The organism is Halorubrum sp. JWXQ-INN 858 (assembly GCF_009806985.1).
GTDB lineage: Archaea > Halobacteriota > Halobacteria > Halobacteriales > Haloferacaceae > Halorubrum.
Genome location: NZ_WUAX01000005.1, coordinates 304681 through 329044 on the forward strand (window position 1 = coordinate 304681; position 24364 = coordinate 329044).

33 protein-coding genes and 1 tRNA gene are annotated in these 24364 nt (G+C 68.7%); 30 read left to right on the top strand and 4 right to left on the bottom strand.

Annotated elements, in window-relative coordinates:
* The first annotated feature begins 12 nt into the window (after positions 1 to 12).
* Entirely contained in the window at positions 13 to 1686 is a 1674-nt protein-coding gene (locus tag GRS48_RS02805) for an AarF/ABC1/UbiB kinase family protein (protein ID WP_321168256.1), read from the top strand.
* Positions 1687 to 1852: 166 nt separating this feature from the next.
* On the opposite strand, the gene GRS48_RS02810 is transcribed toward GRS48_RS02805, so the two are convergent.
* Positions 1853 to 1923: transfer RNA gene (locus tag GRS48_RS02810), tRNA-Gly, on the bottom strand.
* Positions 1924 to 2135: 212 nt separating this feature from the next.
* On the opposite strand from GRS48_RS02810, the gene GRS48_RS02815 reads away from it, so the two are divergent.
* From GRS48_RS02815 to secY, 25 genes are read left to right on the top strand one after another with little or no spacing between them, the layout of a single operon-like run.
* Positions 2136 to 3002 carry a putative RNA uridine N3 methyltransferase gene (locus GRS48_RS02815; RefSeq protein WP_159483398.1) on the top strand — a complete coding sequence of 289 codons (867 nt, stop codon included), beginning with the start codon at positions 2136 to 2138 and terminating at the stop codon, positions 3000 to 3002.
* A gap of 4 nt (positions 3003 to 3006) precedes the next feature.
* A complete protein-coding gene (locus tag GRS48_RS02820; protein WP_159483399.1) occupies positions 3007 to 4023 on the top strand; it encodes a 50S ribosomal protein L3 in 1017 nt (338 codons plus the stop codon).
* Between the two features lie 3 nt (positions 4024 to 4026).
* Positions 4027 to 4773 carry a 50S ribosomal protein L4 gene (rpl4p, locus tag GRS48_RS02825; protein ID WP_159483400.1) on the top strand — a complete coding sequence of 249 codons (747 nt, stop codon included), beginning with the start codon at positions 4027 to 4029 and terminating at the stop codon, positions 4771 to 4773.
* On the top strand, positions 4770 to 5024 hold the full coding sequence (locus GRS48_RS02830; protein WP_159483401.1) for a 50S ribosomal protein L23: 255 nt from the start codon (positions 4770 to 4772) through the stop codon (positions 5022 to 5024). The genes rpl4p and GRS48_RS02830 overlap by 4 nt, the downstream gene beginning before the upstream one ends.
* A 1-nt stretch (position 5025) precedes the next feature.
* On the top strand, positions 5026 to 5748 hold the full coding sequence (locus GRS48_RS02835; protein WP_159483402.1) for a 50S ribosomal protein L2: 723 nt from the start codon (positions 5026 to 5028) through the stop codon (positions 5746 to 5748).
* Positions 5745 to 6170 carry a 30S ribosomal protein S19 gene (locus GRS48_RS02840; protein ID WP_159483403.1) on the top strand — a complete coding sequence of 142 codons (426 nt, stop codon included), beginning with the start codon at positions 5745 to 5747 and terminating at the stop codon, positions 6168 to 6170. Before GRS48_RS02835 ends, GRS48_RS02840 begins: the two co-directional genes overlap by 4 nt.
* A gap of 3 nt (positions 6171 to 6173) precedes the next feature.
* Positions 6174 to 6638 carry a 50S ribosomal protein L22 gene (locus GRS48_RS02845; RefSeq protein ID WP_159483404.1) on the top strand — a complete coding sequence of 155 codons (465 nt, stop codon included), beginning with the start codon at positions 6174 to 6176 and terminating at the stop codon, positions 6636 to 6638.
* On the top strand, positions 6638 to 7558 hold the full coding sequence (locus GRS48_RS02850; RefSeq protein ID WP_159483405.1) for a 30S ribosomal protein S3: 921 nt from the start codon (positions 6638 to 6640) through the stop codon (positions 7556 to 7558). Before GRS48_RS02845 ends, GRS48_RS02850 begins: the two co-directional genes overlap by 1 nt.
* 3 nt (positions 7559 to 7561) lie before the next feature.
* Positions 7562 to 7774 (top strand): 50S ribosomal protein L29, encoded by a 213-nt coding sequence (rpmC, locus tag GRS48_RS02855; protein WP_159483406.1) that lies wholly within the window; start codon positions 7562 to 7564, stop codon positions 7772 to 7774.
* Position 7775: 1 nt separating this feature from the next.
* Complete coding sequence (locus GRS48_RS02860; protein WP_159483407.1) at positions 7776 to 8222, top strand: ribonuclease P protein component 1; 447 nt, start codon at positions 7776 to 7778, stop codon at positions 8220 to 8222.
* Complete coding sequence (locus GRS48_RS02865) at positions 8213 to 8557, top strand: 30S ribosomal protein S17 (protein ID WP_008001361.1); 345 nt, start codon at positions 8213 to 8215, stop codon at positions 8555 to 8557. Before GRS48_RS02860 ends, GRS48_RS02865 begins: the two co-directional genes overlap by 10 nt.
* Complete coding sequence (locus GRS48_RS02870) at positions 8557 to 8955, top strand: 50S ribosomal protein L14 (RefSeq protein WP_159483408.1); 399 nt, start codon at positions 8557 to 8559, stop codon at positions 8953 to 8955. Before GRS48_RS02865 ends, GRS48_RS02870 begins: the two co-directional genes overlap by 1 nt.
* Positions 8956 to 8957: 2 nt before the next feature.
* Positions 8958 to 9314 (top strand): 50S ribosomal protein L24, encoded by a 357-nt coding sequence (gene rplX, locus GRS48_RS02875; protein ID WP_159483409.1) that lies wholly within the window; start codon positions 8958 to 8960, stop codon positions 9312 to 9314.
* On the top strand, positions 9311 to 10042 hold the full coding sequence (locus GRS48_RS02880) for a 30S ribosomal protein S4e (protein WP_159483410.1): 732 nt from the start codon (positions 9311 to 9313) through the stop codon (positions 10040 to 10042). Before rplX ends, GRS48_RS02880 begins: the two co-directional genes overlap by 4 nt.
* Positions 10035 to 10559: a 50S ribosomal protein L5 gene (locus GRS48_RS02885; RefSeq protein WP_159483411.1), complete on the top strand. Its 525-nt coding sequence runs from the start codon at positions 10035 to 10037 to the stop codon at positions 10557 to 10559. Before GRS48_RS02880 ends, GRS48_RS02885 begins: the two co-directional genes overlap by 8 nt.
* On the top strand, positions 10556 to 10729 hold the full coding sequence (locus GRS48_RS02890) for a 30S ribosomal protein S14 (RefSeq protein WP_159483412.1): 174 nt from the start codon (positions 10556 to 10558) through the stop codon (positions 10727 to 10729). The genes GRS48_RS02885 and GRS48_RS02890 overlap by 4 nt, the downstream gene beginning before the upstream one ends.
* Before the next feature lie 2 nt (positions 10730 to 10731).
* Positions 10732 to 11124: a 30S ribosomal protein S8 gene (locus GRS48_RS02895; protein ID WP_159483413.1), complete on the top strand. Its 393-nt coding sequence runs from the start codon at positions 10732 to 10734 to the stop codon at positions 11122 to 11124.
* 1 nt (position 11125) lies between these two features.
* On the top strand, positions 11126 to 11659 hold the full coding sequence (locus tag GRS48_RS02900; RefSeq protein WP_159483414.1) for a 50S ribosomal protein L6: 534 nt from the start codon (positions 11126 to 11128) through the stop codon (positions 11657 to 11659).
* 3 nt (positions 11660 to 11662) lie between these two features.
* Positions 11663 to 12373, top strand: coding sequence for a 50S ribosomal protein L32e (locus tag GRS48_RS02905; RefSeq protein ID WP_159483415.1), 711 nt, complete (start codon positions 11663 to 11665; stop codon positions 12371 to 12373).
* Positions 12366 to 12827, top strand: coding sequence for a 50S ribosomal protein L19e (locus GRS48_RS02910; protein ID WP_159483416.1), 462 nt, complete (start codon positions 12366 to 12368; stop codon positions 12825 to 12827). Before GRS48_RS02905 ends, GRS48_RS02910 begins: the two co-directional genes overlap by 8 nt.
* Positions 12827 to 13384, top strand: a complete 558-nt coding sequence (locus tag GRS48_RS02915) for a 50S ribosomal protein L18 (RefSeq protein ID WP_159483417.1) — start codon at positions 12827 to 12829, stop codon at positions 13382 to 13384. Before GRS48_RS02910 ends, GRS48_RS02915 begins: the two co-directional genes overlap by 1 nt.
* On the top strand, positions 13377 to 14024 hold the full coding sequence (locus GRS48_RS02920) for a 30S ribosomal protein S5 (protein ID WP_159483418.1): 648 nt from the start codon (positions 13377 to 13379) through the stop codon (positions 14022 to 14024). Before GRS48_RS02915 ends, GRS48_RS02920 begins: the two co-directional genes overlap by 8 nt.
* Positions 14024 to 14488 (top strand): 50S ribosomal protein L30, encoded by a 465-nt coding sequence (locus tag GRS48_RS02925; RefSeq protein WP_159483419.1) that lies wholly within the window; start codon positions 14024 to 14026, stop codon positions 14486 to 14488. The genes GRS48_RS02920 and GRS48_RS02925 overlap by 1 nt, the downstream gene beginning before the upstream one ends.
* On the top strand, positions 14485 to 14979 hold the full coding sequence (locus GRS48_RS02930; RefSeq protein WP_159483420.1) for an uL15m family ribosomal protein: 495 nt from the start codon (positions 14485 to 14487) through the stop codon (positions 14977 to 14979). The genes GRS48_RS02925 and GRS48_RS02930 overlap by 4 nt, the downstream gene beginning before the upstream one ends.
* Positions 14980 to 14981: 2 nt before the next feature.
* Positions 14982 to 16457, top strand: coding sequence for a preprotein translocase subunit SecY (gene secY / locus GRS48_RS02935; protein ID WP_159483421.1), 1476 nt, complete (start codon positions 14982 to 14984; stop codon positions 16455 to 16457).
* 232 nt (positions 16458 to 16689) lie between these two features.
* Here secY and GRS48_RS02940 read toward each other — a convergent pair whose 3' ends face one another.
* The gene (locus tag GRS48_RS02940; RefSeq protein WP_159483422.1) at positions 16690 to 18495 is read right to left on the bottom strand and encodes a DNA mismatch repair endonuclease MutL; all 1806 of its coding nucleotides are present in this window, start codon (positions 18493 to 18495) and stop codon (positions 16690 to 16692) included.
* Entirely contained in the window at positions 18488 to 21364 is a 2877-nt protein-coding gene (gene mutS, locus GRS48_RS02945; protein WP_159483423.1) for a DNA mismatch repair protein MutS, read from the bottom strand. The genes GRS48_RS02940 and mutS overlap by 8 nt, the downstream gene beginning before the upstream one ends.
* Positions 21365 to 21527: 163 nt before the next feature.
* Here mutS and GRS48_RS02950 point away from each other — a divergent pair, with 163 nt between their 5' ends.
* The 3 genes from GRS48_RS02950 (at position 21528) to GRS48_RS02960 (ending at position 22986) form a co-directional block, all read left to right on the top strand.
* Complete coding sequence (locus tag GRS48_RS02950) at positions 21528 to 22076, top strand: DnaJ domain-containing protein (protein ID WP_321168257.1); 549 nt, start codon at positions 21528 to 21530, stop codon at positions 22074 to 22076.
* Between the two features lie 97 nt (positions 22077 to 22173).
* The gene (locus GRS48_RS02955; RefSeq protein ID WP_159483424.1) at positions 22174 to 22479 is read left to right on the top strand and encodes a PadR family transcriptional regulator; all 306 of its coding nucleotides are present in this window, start codon (positions 22174 to 22176) and stop codon (positions 22477 to 22479) included.
* 18 nt (positions 22480 to 22497) lie between these two features.
* Positions 22498 to 22986, top strand: a complete 489-nt coding sequence (locus GRS48_RS02960; protein WP_159483425.1) for a CopG family ribbon-helix-helix protein — start codon at positions 22498 to 22500, stop codon at positions 22984 to 22986.
* A 54-nt stretch (positions 22987 to 23040) separates the two neighbouring features.
* Here the strand turns inward: GRS48_RS02960 and GRS48_RS02965 are convergent, their stop codons facing one another.
* Complete coding sequence (locus tag GRS48_RS02965; RefSeq protein ID WP_159483426.1) at positions 23041 to 23505, bottom strand: DUF302 domain-containing protein; 465 nt, start codon at positions 23503 to 23505, stop codon at positions 23041 to 23043.
* A gap of 215 nt (positions 23506 to 23720) precedes the next feature.
* Between GRS48_RS02965 and GRS48_RS02970 the strand changes: the two genes are divergently transcribed.
* Positions 23721 to 24320: a hypothetical protein gene (locus GRS48_RS02970; RefSeq protein WP_159483427.1), complete on the top strand. Its 600-nt coding sequence runs from the start codon at positions 23721 to 23723 to the stop codon at positions 24318 to 24320.
* Positions 24321 to 24364: the final 44 nt, after the last annotated feature.

A 24364-nucleotide genomic window follows, 5' to 3' on the forward strand; every position in this document is an offset into this window, starting at 1 on the left:
GCGGCCTAACGGGTGGTGACGCTGGTCACCTTCCGCGCCTACTGGCGGTTCCTGGTCGTCATCCGACGGTTCTCGCCGCTGATCGTCGCCTACTGGCGGGACCGGAAGCGCTTCCTCCTGTTCGGCGGCGGACGCGAGGTCGACGAGGCGACCCAGCGCGAACGCGCGGACGTGCTCCTCGACATCCTGTTGACGCTCGGCCCGACGTTCATCAAGCTCGGGCAGCTGCTGTCGACGCGGCCGGACGTCCTCCCGCCGGCGTACATCGACGTGCTGGAGGGGCTCCAGGACGACGTCCCGCCCGCCCCGTGGCCCGAGTCGAAGCGCGTCCTCGAGGCAGAGCTCGGCCCGATCGACGAGACGTTCGACGAGTTCGACACCGACCCGATCAGCGGGGCCAGCCTCGGGCAGGTGTACACCGCACGGTACCGCGGTGACGACGTCGCCGTCAAGATCCGCCGGCCGGGGATCGAGGAGCTCGTCGAGGCCGACCTCCGGGCGATCCGTTGGTCGCTCCCGATCGTCCGGCGGTTCATCGGCGGCGGGCGGGCGTTCTCGCTGGAGAACCTCTCCGACGAGTTCGCGAAGACGATCCGCGAGGAGATGGACTACCGGCGCGAACGCGAGATGCTCGAGGAGATCCGTACGAACTTCGCGGACAACGACCGGATCCGGATCCCGTCCACTTACGAGTCGGCCTCGAGCGCGCGCGTGCTCACGATGGAGTACCTCCCGGGAACGAAGATCAGCCGGATCGACGAGCTCGACACGGCGGGGATCGACCGGACGGAGATCGCGACGACGCTCCAGCGCGTCTACCTCCAAATGATCGTCGAGGACGGCGTGTTCCACGCGGACCCGCACCCGGGGAACCTCGCGGTCGCCGACGACGGCGCGGTGATCTTCTACGACTTCGGGATGTCCGGGCGCGTCGACCCGTTCGTCCAGGAGCGGATCGTCGACTTCTACGTCGCGGTGGCGCGACAGGACATCGACGCCATCCTCGACACGCTGATCGCGATGGGGACGCTGTCGCCGGAGGCCGACCGCGACGTGATGGGCGACGTGATGGAGCTCGCCATCGCGGACGCCCGCGGCGAGGACATCGAGCAGTACCGCGTCAACCAGATCATCGAACAGGTGGAGTCGACCATCTACGAGTTCCCGCTGCGGCTCCCCCGAAACCTCGCGTTGGTCCTCCGGGTGGCGACCGTCGTCGAGGGGGTCTGCGTCACGCTCGACCCCGAGTTCGACTTCATCGCGACGGCGACGGACTACCTCAAAGAGGAGGGCTACTACGAGCAGACCGTCCGCGACCTCGCCGAGGACGCCGGCAAGCAGGCCCAGCGGACGGCCGAGTCGCTGTTCACCGTCCCGCCGAAGGCGGACGAGTTCCTCGACCGCGCGAACCGCGGCGACCTCCACGTCAACGTCACGATCGAGGACGAGACCGGCGTCCTCGACAAGCTCGCGATGCGGATCGCCTACTCGGTGCTGCTCGCGGTCGGCGTCCTCTCGGCGACGATCCTCTACTCGTTCGCCGACGAGTGGCGGCTCGCGCTCGTCGTGTTGGCGCTCGCGGTCCCCCTCGCCATCGCGCTCTACCGGTCGTTCCGGAAGAAGCGCGGGATCCGCGCGCGGCCGCAGTTCACCAGGCAGGGGATGAAACAGCGCCGCGAGGAATGACCTCGCAGGGACGGGGCGATCCGAGGTGGAGTGGTCCGATGAGAAACGGTCCCGTGAGGTGATTCGGACCGCTGTCGTCGTTCGATGAGGAAAGAACGTGGCCGTCGTTCGACGCGACCGGAACGTGGCCGTCGCTCGGATCGTGAGCGCGGAAGGAACGGAACAGTGCACCGGCCGAGATTTGAACTCGGGTTGCAACCATGGCAAGGTTGCGTGATACCACTACACTACCGGTGCGTGCTTCGCATCTACGACTAACCGGCGACGGGAACATAAGGGTTGCGAACGGGCGACCGTTCGAGGGTCAGCCGCTCGGGTCGCGGGAACGATTCACACGCGCCGATCGGCGAAAACCGCCGTCAAGGCCCGTGTGAACGGCCCACAGCCCCGAAACGGGACCGCTACCCTTTTACGCGCTCGTCGGGAAGTCGGGATACAGTCTCGCAACGATGCGCACCGAGGACGGACTCACGATCTGTGTGCCGTCCTCGCTCGTCCGCGAAGCCGAGGACCAACGCGAGGCGACTCGCAAACTCGGCTACGTCGCCCGCGCGGCGGCGGTCTTTCGGGCGGGCCGGCTCGTCGTCTTCCCCGACAGGGAAGGGGAGAGCCGCTGGGGCGAGGGGTTCGTCCGTGCCGTGCTGGGCTACGCCGCGACGCCGCCGGAGCTCCGAAAGGACCTCTGGGGCGAACGCGACGAGCTCCGGTACGCCGGAATACTCCCCCCGCTCCGCGTGTCGTGGCGGACCGGCTCCCCCCCCGACGGGGCGGAGTCGAAAACACAGGGACTCGTGACCGAGGTCGGACCTGAAGGCCGCGTTCGGGTCAATTCCCCGCTGGGGGAACACCCGATCTCCCTGCTCGTCCCCTCCGAAATGGAGGTCGAGCGGGGGGAACGCGTCACCATCAGGGTCTCTTCGAGAGAACCGGTCCGCGCCCGCATCACCGGAAAGCCGGAGGACGGCTTTCAGGTCGTGGCCGCGGACCTGTCGGAAGCGCTCACGGGCGACGAACTCGCCATCGCGACGTCGCGGCACGGGGAACCGCTCTCCGTCCCGCGGCTCGGCGAACTCGTCGCCGACGCACGGGAGGCCGGCGGCTACACCGTCGCCTTCGGTGCGCCCGGACGAGGGCTTCCGGACATGCTCGGGCTCACGCCCGAGGACATCCGAGCGGCCGTCAACGACGGCCGCCGAGTCGAACCCGATCCGGGGTTCGACCTCTGGCTGAACACGATCCCGGCACAGGGCAGCGAGGTAGTCCGAACGGAGGAGGCTCTGTTCGCGACCCTCGGCTCGCTCACACTCACGGAGTAAACACATGCCACAACCAAGCCGACCACGAAAAGGCTCGCTGGGCTACGGCCCGCGCACCCGCGCCGAGAGCGAGGTGCCGCGGATCCGTTCGTGGCCAGACGACGACGGTGCGCCCGCACTGCAGGGTTTCGCCGGCTACAAGGCCGGAATGACCCACGTCGTGATGGTCAACGACGAGGCCAACTCGCCGCGTGAGGGGATGGAAGAGTCCGTCCCCGTCACGGTGGTGGAGACGCCGCCGATGTACGCGGTCGCCCTGCGCGCCTACGAACAGACGCCGTACGGACAGAAGCCGGTCGCTGAGGTCTGGGGAAGCGAGTTCCACGAGGAGCTCGACCGTGCCCTCGACCTCCCGGCGGAGGACACCTTCGAGGAAAACGCCGAGGAGCTCCACGAGCTGCTCGAGGACGGGGTCGTCGACGACCTCCGCGTCATCACGCACACCGCGCCCTCGGAGCTCGCGAACGTCCCGAAGAAGGAACCCGACGTCATGGAGACCCGCGTCGGCGGCGGCTCCCTCGAGGAGCGCGCCGACTTCGCGCTCGACCTCGTTTCGGAGGGCGGTGCCCACGAGTTCGGCGACGTCTTCCGCGCCGGCCAGTACGCCGACGTTTCGGGCGTCACGAAGGGGAAGGGGACGCAGGGTCCCGTCAAGCGATGGGGCGTCCAGAAGCGGAAGGGCAAACACGCCCGCCAGGGATGGCGGCGTCGGATCGGCAACCTCGGTCCGTGGAACCCGTCCCGCGTTCGCTCCACCGTCCCCCAGCAGGGACAGACCGGCTACCACCAGCGCACCGAGCTCAACAAGCGCCTCATCGACTTCGGTGAGGGCGACGACGCGAGCGTCGACGGCGGCTTCGTCAACTACGGCGAGGTCGACGGCGACTACGCGCTGATCAAGGGCTCGCTGCCGGGACCGAACAAGCGCCTGCTTCGGTTCCGCCCGGCGATCCGGCCGAACGACCAGCCGCGCCTCGACCCCGAGGTCCGGTACGTATCCACCGCATCCAACCAGGGATAACCAATGAACATCACAGTACACGACCTGGACGGCGGGGACGCGGGCAGCGTCGAGCTGCCTGCCGTCTTCGAGACCGCGTTCCGACCGGACCTCATCGCTCGGGCGGTCACCGCCGCACAGGCCAACCGGAAACAGGCCTACGGTGCCGACGAGTTCGCCGGGCTGCGAACCCCTGCGGAGTCGTTCGGCTCCGGCCGCGGGCTCGCTCACGTTCCGCGTTCCGAGAACGTCGCCCGCCGCGTCCCGCACGCGGTGTCGGGTCGCCGCGCACACCCGCCGAAGGCCGAGAAGGACCAGACGAAGAAACTGAACGACAAGGAGCGCCAGCTCGCCACCCGGTCGGCCATCGCGGCCACCGCCGACACCGAGCTCGTCGCCGAGCGCGGTCACGCGTTCGATTCGGACCTCGAGCTCCCGCTCGTCGTCTCCGACGAGTTCGAGGACCTCGTGAAGACCCAGGAGGCACTCGCCGTGCTCGACGCGCTCGGCGTCGCCGACGACGTCACCCGCGCCGAGGAGGGTCGCTCCGTCCGAGCGGGCCAGGGTAAGGCCCGCGGCCGCAAGTACAGCCAGCCGAAGTCCGTGCTCGTCGTCACCAGCGACTCCACGTCCCGCGCCGCCCGCAACCTCGCGGGCGTCGACGTCGCGACCGCGAGCGAGGTCAACGCCGAGGACCTCGCGCCGGGCGCACACCCGGGTCGACTGACGCTGTGGACCGAGAGCGCCCTCGAGGAGGTGGCCGACCGATGAGCTCGCTCATCGAGCATCCGCTCGTCACCGAGCAGGCCATGAACGAGATGGACTTCAAGAACAAGCTGCTGTTCATCGTCGACGTGGACGCGACGAAACCGGAGATCCGCGACGAGGTGGAGACCCGGTACGACGTCGCCGTCACGAGCGTGAACACGCAGGTGACCTCGAAGGGCAAGAAGAAGGCGACCGTCACGCTCTCCGAGGACGACGACGCGACGGAGATCGCGTCACGCATCGGGGTGTTCTGAGATGGGACGACGAATTCAAGGACAACGGCGTGGACGCGGCGGCTCGACGTTCCGGGCCCCCTCCCACCGTTACAAGGCGGAACTGTCGCACAAGAAGCTCGAAGACGTGGACACGATCTCCGGCGAGATCGTCGGGATCGAACACGACCCCGCCCGCTCGGCTCCGCTCGCGGAGATCGAGTTCGAGGACGACGACCGTCGGCTCGTGCTCGCGCCGGAAGGCGTGCGCGTGGGCGACACGATTCAGGTCGGCGTCTCCGCGGAGATCAAGCCCGGGAACACGCTCCCGCTGGCGGAGATCCCCGAGGGTGTGCCGGTCTGTAACGTCGAGAGCAACCGCGGTGACGGCGGGAAGTTCGCGCGCGCCTCCGGCGTGTCTGCGACGCTTCTCACCCACGACCGCGACGTCGCGGTCGTTCAGCTTCCCAGCGGGGAAGTCAAGCGGCTCGACCCGCAGTGCCGCGCCACGATCGGCGTGGTCGCCGGCGGCGGCCGAACGGAGAAGCCGTTCGTCAAGGCCGGCAACAAGTACCACAAGATGAGATCGCGCGGGACGAAGTACCCGCGCGTCCGCGGCGTCGCGATGAACGCCGTCGACCACCCCTTCGGTGGCGGTGGTCGTCAACACCCCGGCCAGCCGAAGTCGGTCTCGCGGGACGCCCCGCCGGGACGGAAGGTCGGTGACATCGCATCCAAGCGCACCGGACGAGGTGGCAACAAATGAGTTCCGAATACCGCACCGGCCGTGAGGGCAAGGAGTTCGCCTACCGCGGTCACTCGCTCGACGAGCTGCAGGAGATGGACGAAGAAGAGGTCGTGGCACTGCTGCCCGCACGCCAGCGGCGAACCATGACGCGAGGGCTGGGCACCGAACAGCGCAAGCTGCTCGAGAAGGCCCGGAACCGCGACGAGGAGGAGACGACGAACGAACCGATCCGGACGCATCTGCGCGACATGCCGATCCTGCCGGAGTTCGTCGGCCTCACTTTCGCCGTGTACAACGGACACAGCTTCGAGCGCGTGAAGGTCGAACCCGAGATGATCGGTCATTACCTCGGCGAGTTCCACCTCACCCGAAGCACCGTCCAGCACGGCCAGGCCGGCATCGGCGCGACCCGGTCCTCGAAGTTCGTGCCCCTCAAGTAACCCATGGGAATCAACTACAGCGTCGAGGCCGACCCGGACACCACCGCCAAGGGGATGCTCCGCGACCGGCCCATCAGCGTGAAGGACAGCAAGGAGATCTCCCGGGAGATCAAAGGCGAAACCGTCGCCGACGCCGAGGCGTTCCTCCAGGCCGTCATCGAGAAGGAACGGTCGGTCCCCATGCGCCAGCACAACGCCGGCGCGGGCCACCGTTCGGACATCGACGGCTGGGACGCCGGGCGTTACCCCGAGAAGGCCGCCAAGGACTTCCTCAAGCTCCTGGAGAACGTGAAGAACAACGCGATCGAGCAGGGGTTCGACGGCGACGAGATGGTTATCAAACACGTCGCCCCCCACAAGGTCGGTGAACGGCCGGGACGGAACCCGCGCGCCGCGGGGGCGACCCAGTGGAACACCACGCTCGCTGACGTCGAACTCATCATCGAGGACCCGGAGGTATCCGAATAATGGCTGACGAACACGAATTCATCGAGAACGGGCTTCGCCGCTCGCAGATCAACGAGTTCTTCGAGACGGAGCTCGGTCGCGCCGGCTACGGCGGCATGGACGTCGCCAAGACGCCGATGGGGACGCAGATCGTCCTGAAGGCGGAAAAGCCCGGCATGGTCATCGGCAAGGGCGGGAAGAACATCCGCAAGATCACCGCCGAGCTGGAGGACCGGTTCGACATGGACGACCCGCAGATCGACGTTCAGGAGGTCGACGAGCCCGACCTGAACGCCCAGATCGTCGCGGACCGTCTCGCGAACGCGCTCGAACGCGGCTGGTACTTCCGGAAGGCCGGCCACACCACGATCGATCGGATCATGGACTCCGGCGCACTGGGCGCGGAGATCGTCCTCTCCGGGAAGGTCACCGGTGCGCGCTCGCGCATCGAGAAGTTCAACCGCGGCTACATCAAACACAACGGCGAACCCGCCAAGACCGTCGTCGACGAGGGTCAGGGCGTCGCCGTGATGAAGCTCGGGACGATCGGCGTCACCGTGAAGATCATCCCGCCGGGAGCGAAGCTCCCCGACGACTTCGACGTCCGCGAGGACGCCGAGGTCCCGCAGGTCGAACAGGCCGCCGAGGACGAGGGCGTCGAGTCCCTCCTCGAGGAGGAGCCCGAGGAGGTCCCCGAGGCCGACGACGACGACGTCGACGTCCCCGACGAGGACCCCGCCGACGTCATCGACGAGGAGATCGTCGAAGAGGTCATCGAGGAGGCTCCCGACGAGGAGCCCGTCGAGGAGCCCGTCGAGACGGGCGACGTCGACGACGACGCCGACGAGGAGCCGCTCGACGACCTCGACGAGGAGATCGAATCGGAAGCCGCCGACCTCGTGGCGGAGATGGAAGCGGCAGACGAGGAGACGGAGGAGTAACACATGGCGATCCTCTACACCGAAGAGATCCGGGACATGACCGCCGCGGAGCGGGAGGTCGAACTGGAGGAGCTCGAAACCGAGCTGCTCAACACCAAGGCACAGCAGGCCGCCGGTGGGATGCCCGAGAGTCCCGGGCGCATGAACGAGCTGAAGAAGACGATCGCGCGGATCAAGACGATCCAGCGCGAAGAAGGCGACTTCGACGACGAATAAGATGATAACCCCCGAGACGCTCACGCGGCACGAACTCGTCGGCCTCCCGGTTCGGGTGGCCGACGCCGACAGCGATGCCCACGTCGGGATCGCCGGTCGCGTGCTGTCCGAGACGTACCACACCGTCGTGGTGCGAACGAGCTCGGGGGACAAACGCGTGCCCAAGTCGGGCACGACGTTCGAGTTCGCGGTCGTCGATGACGCAACCGTCCGCACAGATGAAGCCGCCGACGACGGCCAGTCGTCGGGGTCCACGTCCCAACTCGGGTCGGATACTACGGGGGTACGCCCCCGTCAGTCCGGCCCGTCCGCGCCCGGCGTCTCCGACGCCGACGCGGCGAGCCGGTCAGGCGAGTGCAAAGACGTGGTCTACGTAACGGTGGATGGCATGCGGTTGCGGCATCGACCCGCCGAACGCACCGAACGAGGTGTCACACAATGGCGATAGGAATCGACGTACCCACGCCTCCGGAGCCAGACAACCCGGAGGATTACGACTACGAGAAATGCCCGTTCTACGGGCAGCTCTCCGTCCGCGGCCAGACCCGTGAGGGAACGGTCGTGTCGACGGATATGGAAAAGACCGTCATCGTCGAGCGGGAATACGACGTCTTCGTACCGAAATACGATCGGTACATGAAGCGTCGTTCGCGCATCCCGGCCCACGTGCCGGGCGTGCTCGACTCGCTCGAAGTCGGTGACGAAGTGAAGATCGCGGAAACACGACCGCTCTCGAAGACGAAGTCCCACGTCGTCGTCGAGAACCTCTCGGGTGATCAGTGATGGAGGCGCTCAAGGCCGACGTCACGCAGGGGCTCTCGAAGGGCTCGCTGATCACGTGCGCCGACAACACCGGCGCGCGTGAGCTGAAGGTGATCTCCGTCGCCGGCTACTCCGGCACGAAGAACCGCCACCCGAAGGCCGGTATCGGCGACAAGGTGACCGTCTCGGTCACCAAAGGGACGCCGGAGATGCGGCGACAGGTGCTGGAGGCGGTCGTCGTCCGCCAGCGCAAGTCGATCCGCCGCCCGGACGGCACGCGCGTCCGCTTCGAGGACAACGCGGCCGTGATCATCGACGACCTCGACGAGCCACGGGGCACGGAGATCAAGGGCCCCATCGCCCGCGAGGTCGCCGAACGATACGGGAGCATCGCGTCCACCGCGACGATGATCGTCTGATCATGACGAAACAGCCACGCAAACAACGAAAGCAGTCGGGGACCGCGCCGCTCCACCAGCGGCAGAACCAGGTCCGAGCCACGCTCACGGACGAACTCCGCGAGGAGTACGGCCGTCGGAACGTCCGCGTCAACGCGGGCGACACCGTCGAGGTGCTCCGCGGCGACCACGCCGGAACGGAAGGCGAAGTCGTCGCCGTGGACCTCTCCTCGGAGCGTATCACGGTCGAGGACGTCACCGTCGAGAAGGCGGACGGGGAGGAGGTTCCCCGGCCGCTCCCGGCGAGTAACGTCCGCGTGACCGATCTGGACCTCGAAGACGAGCGCCGCGAGGCGCGGCTCCAGGAGGACAACGAATGACGCGACATCAGAAACGACTGGCAGTACCGAAGTCCTGGCCGGTCGAGCGAAAGACGGCCACCTTCACCGTGAAGGCCGGAGCCGGCCCGCACGGCGAGGCCGGCGTGCCGTTGGTCGTCCTGCTGCGGGACGTGCTCGGCTACGTCGACTCGAAGAAGGAAGCGCGCTACGCGCTGAACAACGACTCGATCCTCGTGAACGGCGACGCGATCTCGGACGAGCAGCGTCCGATCGGGATGTTCGACATCCTGGCGTTCCCCGAGCGCGGGGAGTTCTTCCGCGTCTTCCCCGACGAGGGCGGTCGGCTCACGCTGACGCCCATCGACGAGGACGCCGCGGACGGTCGACTCGGCAAGGTCATGAACAAGTCCGTCGTTCCCGGCGGGGAGGTCCAGCTGACGCTCCACGACGGGACGAACGTCCGCGTCGACGCCGACACGGACTACGACACGAAGGACTCGCTCGTCATCGACAACGAGTCGAAGGAGATCGTCGCCCACTTCGAGTACGAGGAGGGCGCGCTCGTCACCGCCGTCGCCGGCCAGCACGCCGGTCGCATCGGCGTGATCGACGAGATCGACGTCACCCTCGGCTCGGGCGCGAACAGCGTCGTCGTTGCCGACGGCGACGACGCCTACGAGACCGTCGAGGAGTACGTCGTCGTCATCGACGAGAACTTCACCGACGACTCGGACGACGCCGACGAGGCGGGTGATTCGGATGAGTGAATCCGAGAGCGCGAGCCACGAGATGCGCGAGCCGTCCATCGAGAAGGTCGTCGTCCACATGGGCGTCGGCCAGGGCGGTGAGCCGCTCGCGGACGCCGAGGAGATCATCGAAGCGGTCACCGGACAGCAGTCCGTCCGGACGACCGCGAAGCGAACGATCGCCGAGTTCGGGATCCGCAAGGGCGACCCGATCGGCGTCAAGGTAACGATCCGCGGGGAGGACGCACACGAGTTCCTCCGAACCGCCTTCGAACTGGTCGAGATCTCCGAGCGCCAGTTCGACGACACGGGGAACCTGAGCTTCGGGGTCGACGACCACACCGACTTCCCGAGCCAGGAGTACGACCCGAACATCGGCATCTACGGGCTCGACGTGACGATGGCGATCGTCCGGCCGGGGTACCGCGTCGCCAAGCGCGACAAGGGCACCCAGTCGATCCCGGCGAGCCACCGGATGACGGTCGAGGACGCGGCCGCGTTCCTCGAAGCGAACTTCGACGTGGAGGTAACGGAATGAGCGAAGCAAACGAAGAGACGGGCGAACACGCCGCGAAACGCACCGGCCAGCAGAACGAGTGCCGGCGCTGTGAGCGCAAGCAGGGGCTCGTCGGGAAGTACGACATCAACCTCTGCCGACAGTGTTTCCGCGAGGTCGCTCGAGACATGGGATTCGAAAAGTACAGCTAATCATGGCAGGAAACGACCCCTTCGCCAACGCGCTCGCCGGCATGGACAATGCCGAGGGCGTTGGCCACCTGTCGTTTACGGTAGAGCCCGCCTCCAACATCATCGGCTCCGTCCTCGAGGTCTTCTACGACCGCGGGTACGTCGACGGCTTCGAGTTCGTCGACGACGGGAAAGCCGGGAGATTCGAGGTCGAACTGAAAGGCGCGATCAACGAATGTGGCGCCGTCAAGCCCCGCTACTCGGTGGGCGCTGACGAGTTCGAGAAATGGGAGAAGCGATACCTCCCCGCCCGTGACTACGGGACGCTCGTCGTCACGACCAGCCACGGCGTCATGAGCCACTACGAGGCCCGCGAGGAGGGCATCGGTGGCCAGGTGATCGCATACGTCTACTAATATGAACAGAGTCGAAATCGAGATCCCGGACGACGTCTCCGCCACGATCGACCACCTCGACATCGTCGTCGAGGGTCCCAACGGGAGCGTCACGCGACGCCTCTGGTACCCCGACGTCGACGTCACGGTCGAGGACGGCGCGGTCGTCATCGAGTCCGCGAACGAGGACGCGAAGACGAACGCGACGATCGGAACGTTCGAGAGCCACGTCGCCAACATACTCCACGGCGTCACCGAGGGATGGGAGTACACGATGGAAGTGTACTACGCCCACTTCCCGATGCAGGTGACCGTGGAGGGCGACGAGGTCGTCATCGAGAACTTCCTCGGGGAGAAGGCCGCGCGCCGCACCCCGATCCGGGGAGACACAGAGGTACAGGTAGACGGTGAGACGGTGACGCTGACGGGCTCCGACAAGGAGGCCGTCGGCCAGACCGCCGCCGACATCGAACAGCTGACGAAGGTGACCGACAAGGACACGCGCGTCTTCCAGGACGGCGTGTACATCGTCGAGAAGCCCACCGGAGGTGCCTAACCCATGGCCGAAGAACTCGAAGACATCAGCGGCGTCGGTCCATCGAAGGCGGACGCCCTTCGTGCGGCCGGCTACGAGACGGTCGAGGACGTGAAGGCCGCCTCTCAGTCGGAGCTCTCGGAGGTCGACGGCGTCGGGAACGCGCTCGCTGCGCGTATCAAAGCCGACGTCGGCGGTCTGGAGGTCGACGAGGAGGCGGACGCGGAGATCGAAGACGAGACGGACGAGGAGGAGGAGGCCGACGAGGCCGACGCCGACGAGGACGTCGAGACCGAGCTTCGACCCCGCGGTCACGCCGACAAGACGCCGGCGCTGGACGACGGAACCGCTCGCGCGCTCGCACAGAAGCACCGCGAGGGGAAACCGCAGTTCAACCGGCAGGACTACCACAAGAAGAAGCGCATCCCGACGTCGTGGCGGAAGCCGCGCGGCGGGCTGTCGAAGCAGCGCCGCCGTATGAAGGGCAAGGGCCCCGTCGTCGAGGCGGGCTTCCGCTCGCCGACGGCGTCGCGTGACCTGCACCCGAGCGGCTTCGAGGAGGTCCACGTGCACAACACGGACGACCTCGAGGGCGTCGACGGCGACGCGCAGGCGGTCCGCATCGCGGGCTCCGTCGGCGCGCGCAAGCGCGAACTGATCGAGGACGAGGCGGAGGAGCGCGAGATCCGCGTGCTGAACCCGACCTACGTCGAAGTGGAGGTCGACGATGAGTGATCTGAAAGCCCAGAAGCGGCTCGCCGCTGACGAACTCGACGTCGGGAAGGGCCGCGTGTGGCTCGACCCCGAGGCCGAAGCGGAGATCGAGGACGCGATCACCCGAGAGGACGTCCGCGAGCTCATCGACCAGGGGACGATCCGCGCGAAGGACGCGAAGACGAACTCCCGCGGTCGTGCCCGCGAGCGCGCCGAGAAGCGCTCGTACGGTCACAAGAGCGGGGCCGGCACCCGGAAGGGGAAAGCCGGCGCGCGACAGAACACGAAGGACGACTGGAAGGCGCGGATCCGCGCACAGCGGGCCCGTCTGAAGGAGCTCAGAGACGAGCAGGACGTGCTCGACTCGTCGGAGTACCGCGAGCTGTACAACAAGGCGAGCGGTGGCGAGTTCGACGACGTCGCCCGTCTCGAGGCGTACATCCGGACGCAGTACGGATACGAGGTGACGAACTAATGGCGACAGGACCACGATACAAAGTGCCGATGCGTCGCCGCCGCGAGGTCCGGACCGACTACCACCAGAGGTTGCGCCTGCTGAAATCGGGCAAGCCTCGCCTGGTCGCCCGGGTGAGCAACGCTCACGTCAGGGCGCAGCTGGTCACTCCCGGACCCAACGGCGACGAGACCCACGCGGCCGCCTCCAGCGAGGAGCTCGGCGAGTACGGCTGGGAAGCCCCGACGGGCAACCTCCCCAGCGCGTACCTCACCGGGTACCTCGCGGGCGCTCGCGCCGTCGACGCCGGCCTCGACGAGGCCGTCCTCGACATCGGGCTCAACACGGCGACGCCCGGCAACAAGACGTTCGCAGTACAGGAAGGAGCGATCGACGCGGGCCTCGAGATCCCCCACAACGACAGCGTGTTGGCCGACTGGTCGCGCACCCGTGGCGAGCACATCGCCGCGTACGCCGAGCAGCTCGACGAGCCGCTGTACGCCGGGGACCTCGACGCCAGCGACCTACCCGAGCACTTCGACGACGTGCTCACGAGGATCCAGGAGGACCATGAGTAGATACGACGACGGCTGGGAGCCGCGGACGCGACTCGGCCGCAAAGTACAGGACGGCGACATCACGTCGATGGAACAGGCGCTCGACTCCGGCCTCCCGCTGAAGGAGGAGGAGATCGTCGACCAGCTCCTGCCGGGGCTCGAGGACGAAGTGCTGGACATCAACATGGTCCAGCGCATGACCGACTCCGGCCGCCGTGTGAAGTTCCGCTGTGTGGTCGCCGTGGGCAACCGCGACGGCTACCTCGGCTTCGCACAGGCGCGGGACGACCAGGTCGGCGGCGCGATCCAGAAGGCGATCGGCGTCGCGAAGCTGAACATCATCAGAGTCGACCGTGGCTCGGGGTCCTGGGAGGACCAGCCCGGCGGAACCAACTCGCTGACGCGCAAGGCGACCGGCAAGGCCGGCTCCGTTACGGTCGAGATCAAGCCCGCCCCGCAGGGGCTCGGGCTGGCGGCCGCGGAGACCGTCCGGAACATCCTCGAACTCGCCGGCGTCGAGGACGCCTGGACGAACTCCGACGGCAACACGCGGACGACGGTGAACCTCGGCAAGGCGACGTTCAACGCGCTGGAGAACGCCGCGCAGTCGCGGACGCCACAGTACGCGCGTGAGGTCCACTACGACGAGGTGAGCGAGTGATGCAGGCTATCGTTCAACTCCGCGGCGAGGTCAACGTGAACTACGGCGTGAAGGACACGCTCGACATGCTGAACGTCGGCCGCGTCAACCACGCGACGCTCGTCCCCGAGACGGACTCGTACCGCGGGATGATCACCAAGGTGAACGACCTCGTCGCGTTCGGCGAGCCGAGCGCCGAGGCGGTCGCGGCCACGATCGCGCGGCGCGGCGAGCCCCTCGAGGGCTCCGACGACGTCGACGACGAGTGGATCGCGGACAACACCGACTACGACGACCTCGAGGCGCTGGCGGAGGCGCTCGTCGCCGAGGAGACGACGCTGCGCGAGCAGGGTCTCTCCCCGACCCTGCGGCTTCACGCGCCTCGAGGCGGTCACGACGGCATCAAACACCCCACCGTCGAGGGTGGCGAACTCGGCCGACACACGACCGAGGAGATCGACGACCTGCTGGAGGCAATGCGATGAGCAAGAAACGTCGACAGCGCGGCTCCCGAACGCACGGCGGCGGTACGCACAAGAACCGGCGCGGTGCCGGTCACCGCGGCGGTCGCGGCGCGGCGGGCCGCTCGAAACACGAGTTCCACAACTACGGACCGCTCGGCAAGCACGGCTTCAAACGGCCGGAGGCGTCCAAGGCGGACGTCCTCGAGGTCACGGTCCAGAAGCTCGACGAGGACGCGGCGCTGTACGCCGCTGACGGCCTCGCCGAGGCGGACGGCGATGCGTACGTCATCGACGCACGCGACGTCGTCGACGGCGGCTACGACGCCGACGTCGTGAAGGTGCTCGGCGGCGGACAGGTCCGCCGCGAGCTCCGCGTCACCGCTGACGCGTTCACGGCCGGCGCGGTCGAGCTCATCGAGGAAGCGGGCGGCGAGGCGGCCCTCTCGGAGCGGGCCGAGGCCGCCGCGGACGAAACAGAAGACACTTCAGACGACGAGGCTGACGAGGCGTAATCATGAGCTGGAAGGAGGTCGCCGAACCGGTGCTCACGCGGATGCCCGTCGTGGAGCGACCCTCGGGTCACGTCCCGTTCAAGCGAAAGCTCGCGTGGACGGCCGGGATCCTGGTCGTCTACTTCTTCCTCACCAACATCAACCCGTTCGGGTTGCTGGCCGGTGGGGGGACGGACTTCTTCGGGCAGTTCCGGTCGGTGCTCGCCGGCGAGCACGGGTCGCTGCTGCAGGTCGGCATCGGGCCGATCGTGACGGCGTCCATCGTGCTGCAGCTACTCGGCGGGGCGAACCTGCTCGGACTCGACACGAACGACCCGCGTGACCAGGTCCTTTATCAGGGCCTCCAGAAGCTGCTGGTGATCATCGTGACCGCGCTGACGGCGGCCCCGATGGTGTTCACTGGCGAGTTCCTTCCGTCCGACCCGGCCGTCGCGGCCGCGCTCGGGATCGGCGAGTTCGGCGTCGAACTGCTGATCTTCGTGCAGGTGTTCATCGGCGGCGTCCTCATCCTGTTCATGGACGAGATCGTGAGCAAGTGGGGCGTCGGGTCCGGCGTCGGGCTGTTCATCATCGCCGCGGTGAGCCAGCAGATCGTCGGCGGGTTCTTCAGCTTCTCGGCGCTCGGCGAGACGGGCTTTTTCGCGAGCTGGTTCGGGATCATCACCGGCCAGGTCCCGCTCGAATCGCCGCTCACGCCCACCGGGCTCGAACAGCTGCTGTTCGCGCCGGGCAACGTGCTCGCGCTGTTCACGACGCTGTTCATCTTCGGGATCGTCGTGTACGCGGAGTCGGTCCGCGTCGAGATACCGCTCTCACACGCCCGTGTGAAGGGGGCTCGCGGTCGGTTCCCGGTGAAGCTCATCTACGCGTCGGTCCTACCGATGATCCTCGTTCGCGCGCTGCAGGCGAACATCCAGTTCTTCGGGCAGATCCTCTCCTCGCAGTGGGCGGGGATGCCCGAGTGGCTGGGGGTGTACGGTGACCAGGGCCAGCCGGTGTCCGGGTTCTTCTACTACGTGAACCCGATCCAACAGCCCACCGAGTGGATGTGGTTCCTCGGCGAGATCCCGGCGACCGTCGAGCCGTGGATGATCGTGACCCGGATCGTCGTCGACCTGACGTTCATGGTGATCGGCGGCGCGATCTTCGCGATCTTCTGGGTCGAAACGACCGGGATGGGTCCGGAGGCGACCGCCAAGCAGATCCAGAACTCCGGGATGCAGATCCCCGGGTTCCGGCGGAACCCCCAGGTCGTCGAGAAGGTCATGGAGCGTTACATCCCGCAGGTGACCGTCATCGGCGGGGCGCTCGTCGGCCTGCTCGCGGTCATGGCGAACATGCTGGGCACGATCGGCCAGGTCTCCGGTACGGGTCTGCTGCTTGCGGTCTCCATCACGTACAAACTGTACGAGGAGATCGCCGAGGAGCAGCTCATGGAGATGCACCCGATGATGCGCCAGATGTTCGGGAACGACTAATAGCCACGCTAGAACGTAACCGAGCGTTCTAGACGTTCTTACGCGACCGTTATTGAGGCCCCTTGGTCGGTTCTGTGACCGATTCGATGATACGCAGCGGGTGCCGAGCCTCTCTCGCCTTCGTGACGTTTGATAGCCCCCGTACGCGTACTCCGTAATATCCCGGAGCTCGAAGCTCACCGAACGCGGGTGACCTCGCCGGTCCGGGGCAACCTCGCCGGTCCGGGGCGACTCACCGGTCGCGACCGAACCCCGCGGCGAACGTCGCCTCCGACACCGACAGCGTCGTCGGCCGGCCGTGTGGGCACGCGAACGGTCGTTCGCACTCGCCGAGCCGGTCCAACAGGGCCCGCCGCTCCGCCGCGGTCAGCTCGTCGACGTCCCCTCGCTTCAGCGACGGGTGACACGCGAGGTCCGCGAGCAACGTCTCCCGGGCATCCCGTGACGACCCGCCCGCCGAAAGCGACGCGAGCGCGTCCCGGAACGCGTCCGCATCGGCGACGCGTCCGAACGGTGCGGGGACACCGCGAAGTCGAACCGTCCCACCGCCGAACGGCTCCGTCGCGAAGCCGAGCGTCGCCAACGCCTCCGCGTGCGCGTCGGCCGCCGCGGCCTCCGCGGCCGACAGCGACAGCGTCGCCGGCGGGTCGAGGTCGGCGGTCCGGACGGGGTCGCCGTCGAACGCCCGACGGAGCCGCTCGTAGTTCACCCGCTCGTGTGCGGCGTGGGCGTCGACGACGAGGAGCTCGTCGCCGGACTCGAACAGCAGGTAGAGGTCACGGAACGACCCGAGGGGGGTCACGTCCGCGAACACCGCCCCTCGTGAGCCGTCCGGCTCGCCGACCGGCTCGAGCGCGGTTTCGAGGTCGGTGTCGACGGCCGCCCGTCGCCGGAGGTCGGCCCCGGTGAGCGCGTCCGCGACGGCCCCCTCGACCGCGTCGGCGACCGCCCCGCCGTCGTGGAGCCCGACCTCGCGTTTGGCCGGGTGGACGTTCGGATCGACCCGCTCGGGCGGGACCGAGACGTCGACGGCCGCCACGGGTTCGCGACCGTTCGGGAGCAACCGACCGTACCCCGCCCGAACCGCGGCCGCGAGCCGCTCGTTCCGCACCGGACGGCCGTTGACCGACGACCGAAGGTGGTCCCGGGACGCGCGGGTGACGGAGGGGTACGCGAGGACGCCCGTCACGTCGATCGGCCGCGTTCCGTCTCCGTCTCCGTCGTCGTCGACCTCGAGATCGACGGTCGCCGACAGCGTCGTCGACCGACCAGCCGTGTCACGGTCGTAGACGCCGAGGAGGGCGTCCGTCGGACCGGTGCCGGGCGTCGAGAGCGTTCGGGTCCCGTCGTGGTCGAGGGTGAACGCGACGTCCGGGTTCGCAAGCGCGTAGTTCCCCACGAGCGCGGAGACCCGGGCGAACTCCGTTTTCGGTCCGGCCAGCGACTCCCGGCGGGCGGGTCGCGTCGCGAACAGGTCGCGGACGACGACCGTCGTGCCGCGTCCCCGGCCGGCGTCGGCGACGTCGAGGTCGGCACGACCGTCACTCCGTCGTTCGTCGGCGCCTCGGTGTCCGTCGGCGCCTCGTCGTTCGTTGACGTTTCGGTCCCCGCCCACGTCCGCCTCGGGGTCGGAGGCGTTCCCACCGAACCCCGGACCGGCCGTCACCCTGGTCCCGACCGCGCCGCCGTCGTTGGTCGTCAGCTCGAGGCGGGCGGCGTCGGCGATCGCCGCCAGCGCCTCCCCTCGAAAGCCCAGCGAGCCGACGCCGACCGGGTCCCCGCCGGGCGCGAGCTTGCTCGTCGCGTGGCGTTCGACCGCCAGCAGAGCGTCCGTGCGGTCCATTCCGCGCCCGTCGTCGTCGACTCGGATCCGCTCCGTGCCGTCGCCGTCGACCGCGACCGAGACCCGCGACGCGCCCGCGTCGAGCGCGTTGTCGACCAGCTCCGCGACGACGCGATCGGGGCACGTGATGACCTCTCCCGCCGCGATCCGGTCGACCGTCGCCCGGTCGAGCCGACGAACGCGTCCGTCAGTCATGGCGTTCGACCCGGCCTTGGAGGTCGTACAGCGCGTTCAGCGCCTCGATCGGCGTGATCCGTGCGAGGTCGAGCTTGCGGAGATCGGCGACGAGGTCGTCCTCGACTTCCGTTTCGCGCTCCGTTCCCGCCCCCGCCTCGGCGACCTCTCCGTCCCGACCGGGGTCGGTTCCGGTTCGATCGCCGTCCCGGTCCGTTCCGTCTCTGCGGCCCGTCGTGTCGCCGCGGTTCGTATCGTCTCCGTGGTCCGTCCCGTCTCCGCGGTTCGTACCGCCTCCGTGGTCCGTCCCGCCTCCGCGGTCCGTCCCGTCTCCGTGACCCGTCGTGTCGCCGCGATTCGTGCCGTCGACGAGCTCCCGCGACCGATCGACGACCGGGCGGGGAACCCCGGCGAGCTCGGCGACCTCGACGCCGTACGACGACGACGAGGCCCCGGGAACGACCCGGTGGAGGAACGTCACCGCGCCGTCCTCGCGGGTCGCGGCGAAGTGCAGGTTGAACGCCCGCTCGCGGTCGGCGGCCAGGTCGGTGAGGTCGTGGTAATGCGTCGCAAAGAGCGTGGTCGCCGCCAGTTCGTCGTGGATGAACTCCGCGGCGGCGCGCGCGATGGCCCGGCCGTCCGTCGTCGCGGTCCCGCGGCCGACCTCGTCGAGCAGCACCAGCGACCTCGGCCCCGCGTCGTGCAGGATCTCCGTCAGCTCGCTCATCTCCCGCATGAACGTCGACTGGCCGCCGGCGATGTCGTCGGAGGCCCCGACCCGCGTGAACACCCGGTCGAAGACGGGGAGGCGGGCGGCCTGCGCCGGAACGAACGACCCGGTCTGTGCGAGCACGGTCGCCAGCGCGACCGACCGCATGTACGTCGACTTCCCGCTCATGTTCGGCCCCGTGATCACCGCGATCGACCCCCGCGGGAGGTCGGCGTCGTTCGGGACGTACGACGGCTCCGTGCGCTCGACGACGGGATGCCGTCCGCCCTCGATCTCGATGCCCGCATCGGGGTCCGTTACGAGTTCGGGCCGCACGTAGTCGTGCTCGACCGCGACGCTCGCCAGCGAGTGGAGGGCGTCGAGCTCCGCGAGGGCGTCCGCCAGCGCCTGGATCCGTTCGGTCTCTTCGGCGACGCGCTCGCGGACGTCGACGAAGCGCTCGTACTCGAGGGCGTTCGCGCGCTCGGCGGCCCCGACGATCTCCTCCTCGCGCTCCTTCAGCTCCGGCGTGTAGTAGCGCTCGCTGTTCTTCAACGTCTGGCGGCGGCGGTAGTCGTCCGGAACGCGGTCGCTGTTGGCGTCGGTCACCTCGATGTAGTAGCCGTGGACCCGGTTGTGTCCCACCGACAGCGAGTCGATCCCGGTCCGGTCGCGCTCGGCGGCCTCCAGGTTCGCGACCCACTCGCGGCCCGCCCGCTCGGTCGCTCGGAGGTCGTCGAGATCGTCGTCGAACCCCTCCCGGATCACGTCGCCCTCGGTGAGTTCCTGTGGCGGGTCGGTCGCTATCGCCCGGTCGATCAGCTCGCGGACGGACGCCAGCTCGTCGAGGCGACCGTGGAGGTCCCGAAGGTGTTCGGTTCGCGGGCCGTCTCCGGCGTCGTCGTCGCCCTCGTCGCCCTCGTCGCCCGCCCCCGCGAGCACGCGCCTGAGCTCCGGGACGACCGCGAGGGTCGCGTGAAGCGACCGGAGGTCGCGGGCGTCCGCCCGGCCGCGGGAGACGCGACCGACGAGCCGCTCGAGGTCGTAGGCGGTCGCGAGCGAGTCGGCGACGGCCTCGCGGACGAGCGACCGGGCCGCCAGCTCGTCGACCGCGTCGTGTCGCGACCGGATCGCGTCGGCGTCGACGAGAGGGCGACGGAGCCAGCGCTCCAGGCGGCGCCGGCCGAGCGCGCAGCTCGTCGCGTCGAGGGCGTCGAAGAGGGTGTCGCCCGCGCCGAGCCCGCGGTTCTCGAACAGCTCGAGGCTCCGCCGGGCCGCGGCGTCGAGCCGGAGGTGATCGCGGGGGTCGTACCGGCGCACGCGAGAGACGTACTCGAGCGGGCCGTCGTCGCCCTGCGTGTACTCCGCGTACGCGAGCACGGCTCCCGCCGCGCGACGCTCCGCTTCGGTGGCGAAGCGACGGTCCGGCGCGGGGACGTACGGTTCGAGCCGGTCCGTCGCGGCCTCCCGCCCGAACGCCGCCGGGTCGTACGCGTGGTCGACCCATCCGTGCTCGGCATCGGCGGGCTCGAAGGCGGGGGCGTCGGGCCCCGCGATGAGCTCGGCAGGCGCGATCCGATCGAGCTCGTCGGCGATCGTCGCTCGGTCGCCCGAGGTGACGAGACACTCGCCGGTGGCGACGTCGACGGCCGCGAGGCCGACGACTGGGGGGCCGTCCGGCTCGGTCGAGTCGCTCCCGCCGCTCGATTCGGCCGATCTCCCGTCAGGTTTCCCCGTTACGGCCGCGACGTAGTTCGTCGTCCCCGCCGCGAGGAGGTCGTCCTCGACGACGGTCCCCGGGGTGATGACCTCGGTCACGGCGCGGTCGACGAGCCCGGACGCGGCGTCGGCGTCCTCCACCTGGTCGCCGAGCGCGACGCGGTAGCCGGCGTCGAGCAGCGCCTCGAGGTAGGGCGCGGCGTTGTCGATCGGGATCCCCGCCATCGGGTAGTCGCCCGTCGAGTCCGACCGCTCCGTGAGAGCGACCTCACAGACGCGTGCGACCGCCGCCGCGGCCTCACAGAACGCCTCGTAGAAGTCGCCCACCTGGAACAACACGAGGGCGTCCTCGTGGGCCGCACACAGGTCCGCGTACTGTGAGAGCATCGGGGTGAGGTCGTCGCGGGCGGCGGCCACCCCCGGAGGGATCCCGGTCACCGCCTGTCGGTCCGCCGTAGGCATATATCCCGGATCGGGTCGCCCGCGGGGATAAACGGTGCGGAGGCGACGGCCCCGTGGACTCGGCGGCCCTGTGGAGGCGCCGGTCCTGTGGAGGCGACGGCCCTGCGGAGGCGACGACGCTTCCGCCCGAGAGCCTTACAACGCTGGCGGCCCGATCGATCCCGTGGCGAACCGAACGATCGTCGTCGGGATGGCTGCGACCTTCGCCGGGCTCACGGCCCTGCTCGTGATCGCGGGGATCGTCGTCAACCCCCTCCTCCTCGCGGTCGCCCTCCCGTTCGGCGCGGCGACGTACCTCCTGTGGTACCACGCGAGCGGGCGGCTCCGCGAGCGCGTCCGTCGGGAGGCCGCCGGCGAGCAGAACGGCCGAACGGACGCGTGGCGGCGTGCTCGCGCGGAGACCAACCGGCGGGACGCCTCCCGGTCGGCGGGCGGTGCGCGCGGGCGACACGCCGGGGCACGCGCTCGCGGCGAGGGCTCCCGGCGCGGCGAGGGCTCCCGGCGCGGCGACCCCCGCGATCGCGCGCCCCGGACGGACACGATGTCGAAGCGGGCCGCCTACCGGACGCTCGGCGTCGAGCCGAGCGCCGACGCCGACGCCGTCAGGACCGCCTATCGCGAGCGGGCCAAGCGGCTCCATCCCGACCGCGAGAACGGCGACGAGGAAGGGTTCAAGCGGCTGACGGAGGCGTACGAGGTCGTGAAACGCTGATCTCCGATGCCCGGTGGCCGTTCCCCGTTCACCGTTCCCCGTTCCAAACGGAAGGGCAACCGAAACCGTCGTGGTCGAGCGCGCGGATCCCGACGATATGGCGAAGTGGCTCCACAGCGGACGGCGGCGGGACCTCTGTGCGCTGTTGTACGACGCCGGCGAGCTCCGTGCACAGTCGCTGAAGAGTCGACTCGAGTCCCACTACGACGAGCGGATCGACCCGGCCTCGTTTTACGGGACGCTCACGGCTCTCGTCGAATCCGGGTTCCTCGACCGGCGAACCGAGGGGATCGCGGACGTGTACGCGCTGACCGACGCGGGCGAGCGCGCCCTGCTGGACCACTACGAGTGGCTCGGCGACCGCGTCGACGAGGGGGATCGGAACTCAAAGGTTAATAAGTAAACGCGACTGAGTTATTACATGGCCGTAGTCAGCGTTTCGATGCCCGAAGAGCTCCTCGAACGTCTCGACGAGTTCGCGGACGAGCACGGATACACGGGGCGAAGCGAGGTGGTTCGTGAGGCGTCGCGGAACCTCCTCGGAGAGTTCGAGGACGCGAAACTGGAGGACCGGCCGCTGATGGCGGTCGTCACCGTCCTGTTCAACTACGAGACGACGAGCGTCGAGGAGCGGATGATGCACCTCAGGCACGAACACGAGCGGCTCGTCGCCTCCAACTTCCACAGCCACGTCGGCCCACACTACTGTATGGAGCTGTTCGTTCTGGAGGGCGACCTCGCGGAGATCTCGACGTTCGTCGGGAAGGTCCGCGCGACGAAGGACACGCTCACGGTCGATTACAGCGTGATGCCCGTCGACGAGTTCGGGCCCGGCGGGCTGGACGGCGGGCACGGACACGCCCACGGGCACGGACACGGCGATGACGACGATCACGACTCCGAAGAGTAGCGCGGGACGGGGTCGGCGGTCGTCGGCCGGGTCAGTCGACGGTCGTCAGGTCGATCACTCGGGGGTCGCCGACGCGGAGTGGCGCTCGATGTTCTCCCAGACGTCCGTCATGCGCTCGCCGGTGAGCGCGATCAGGTCCTCGACCTCCTCGTCGCAGTCGCCGGGCGCACAGCCGAGGTCGCGGATCGCCTTCGTCGCCGAGACGTGGTGGACGTGGACCCCGTCGTCGGTGGCGGTCTCGTAGACGACCGTCGTACAGGGGAGCAGCCCCGCGAGCGTCGGGTCGATCGCGAGCGCGTCGCGGGCGATCTCGGGGTGGCAGACGACGATGAGCGCGGTCCGCTCGACGTCGTCCTCGCCGAGCATTCCTTCGATCATCGAGTCCAATCGAGTCACCTTCACCGTCTCGAAGTCGGCGAGTTCGTGTTCGAGTTGGACGAACGGGACGGCGTCCTCGAACGGAACGTCCAACGTCGTGTGTAAGGCCTCCTCGGCGGTCGGGGTCGCGGATCGGGTCATACTCGACGTGGGGGGTGGGGACTCAAAAGGCTTCGCGAGGTGTTTGCTCGCCTACAGCCGCCGAGCACCGCACCCACTCGGGATCGCGGAACCGACGATGAACGTCCGGTTCCCGGCGTCGGCGACGGCCCCCGATCGCTGCCCTCCCGTCCCCGAGAACGCGGTTCCCGGGACGAGTCGCGGGGTTTAATCGCGTCTCGCCCCTATCGCCGTCGATGGCCGACAGCTACCGTGGCGTGTTCGGGGCGATCCCGTACGCGATCCGCAACACGGAGTCGTGGACGATGCGCGCGTACGGCGCCGTCGGGACGCTCGCGGCGGCGCTCATCACGATCGTCGTGACGCTGGCGCTCGTCGTCTGGATGGCGGAGACGGCCGACATGGAGGGCGGGCTGTTCCTGTTCTCCCGGTCGCTGTACGTGGTCGTCGGCTTCGCCGCCGTCGCCCCGCTCTTGGCTCCCCTGCTGTTCGTCGCACGCCGGCATCGACGGAACGACCCCGTCGCCGACGGCTACGACCGGAAGCTGGCGTACACGGGGTTCCTCTTCCTCGCGTCGCTGTACGTCGGCATGGTGATCTCCGCCCCGGCCGACCTCCGGGACCCGACCGACTCCGTCGTCGTCGCCGCGCTGTACGCGCTGCCGCCTCTCTCGGGGCTCGTCCCTCCGACGCTCGCCGGCGCTCTCGTCTTCCTGACCCATCGCCGGCTTCGCGGGTCGGGCGACGGGGACGAGAGCGAGGCAGTTGACGGGGAGAACGGAGGCGATGCCGAGGGGGTTGACGGCCCCCACGTGGACGACGCCGAACCCGAGTGAGCCCCGTCCACGGACCCGGCTGACCGTCGTCCACGGGTTCGCTT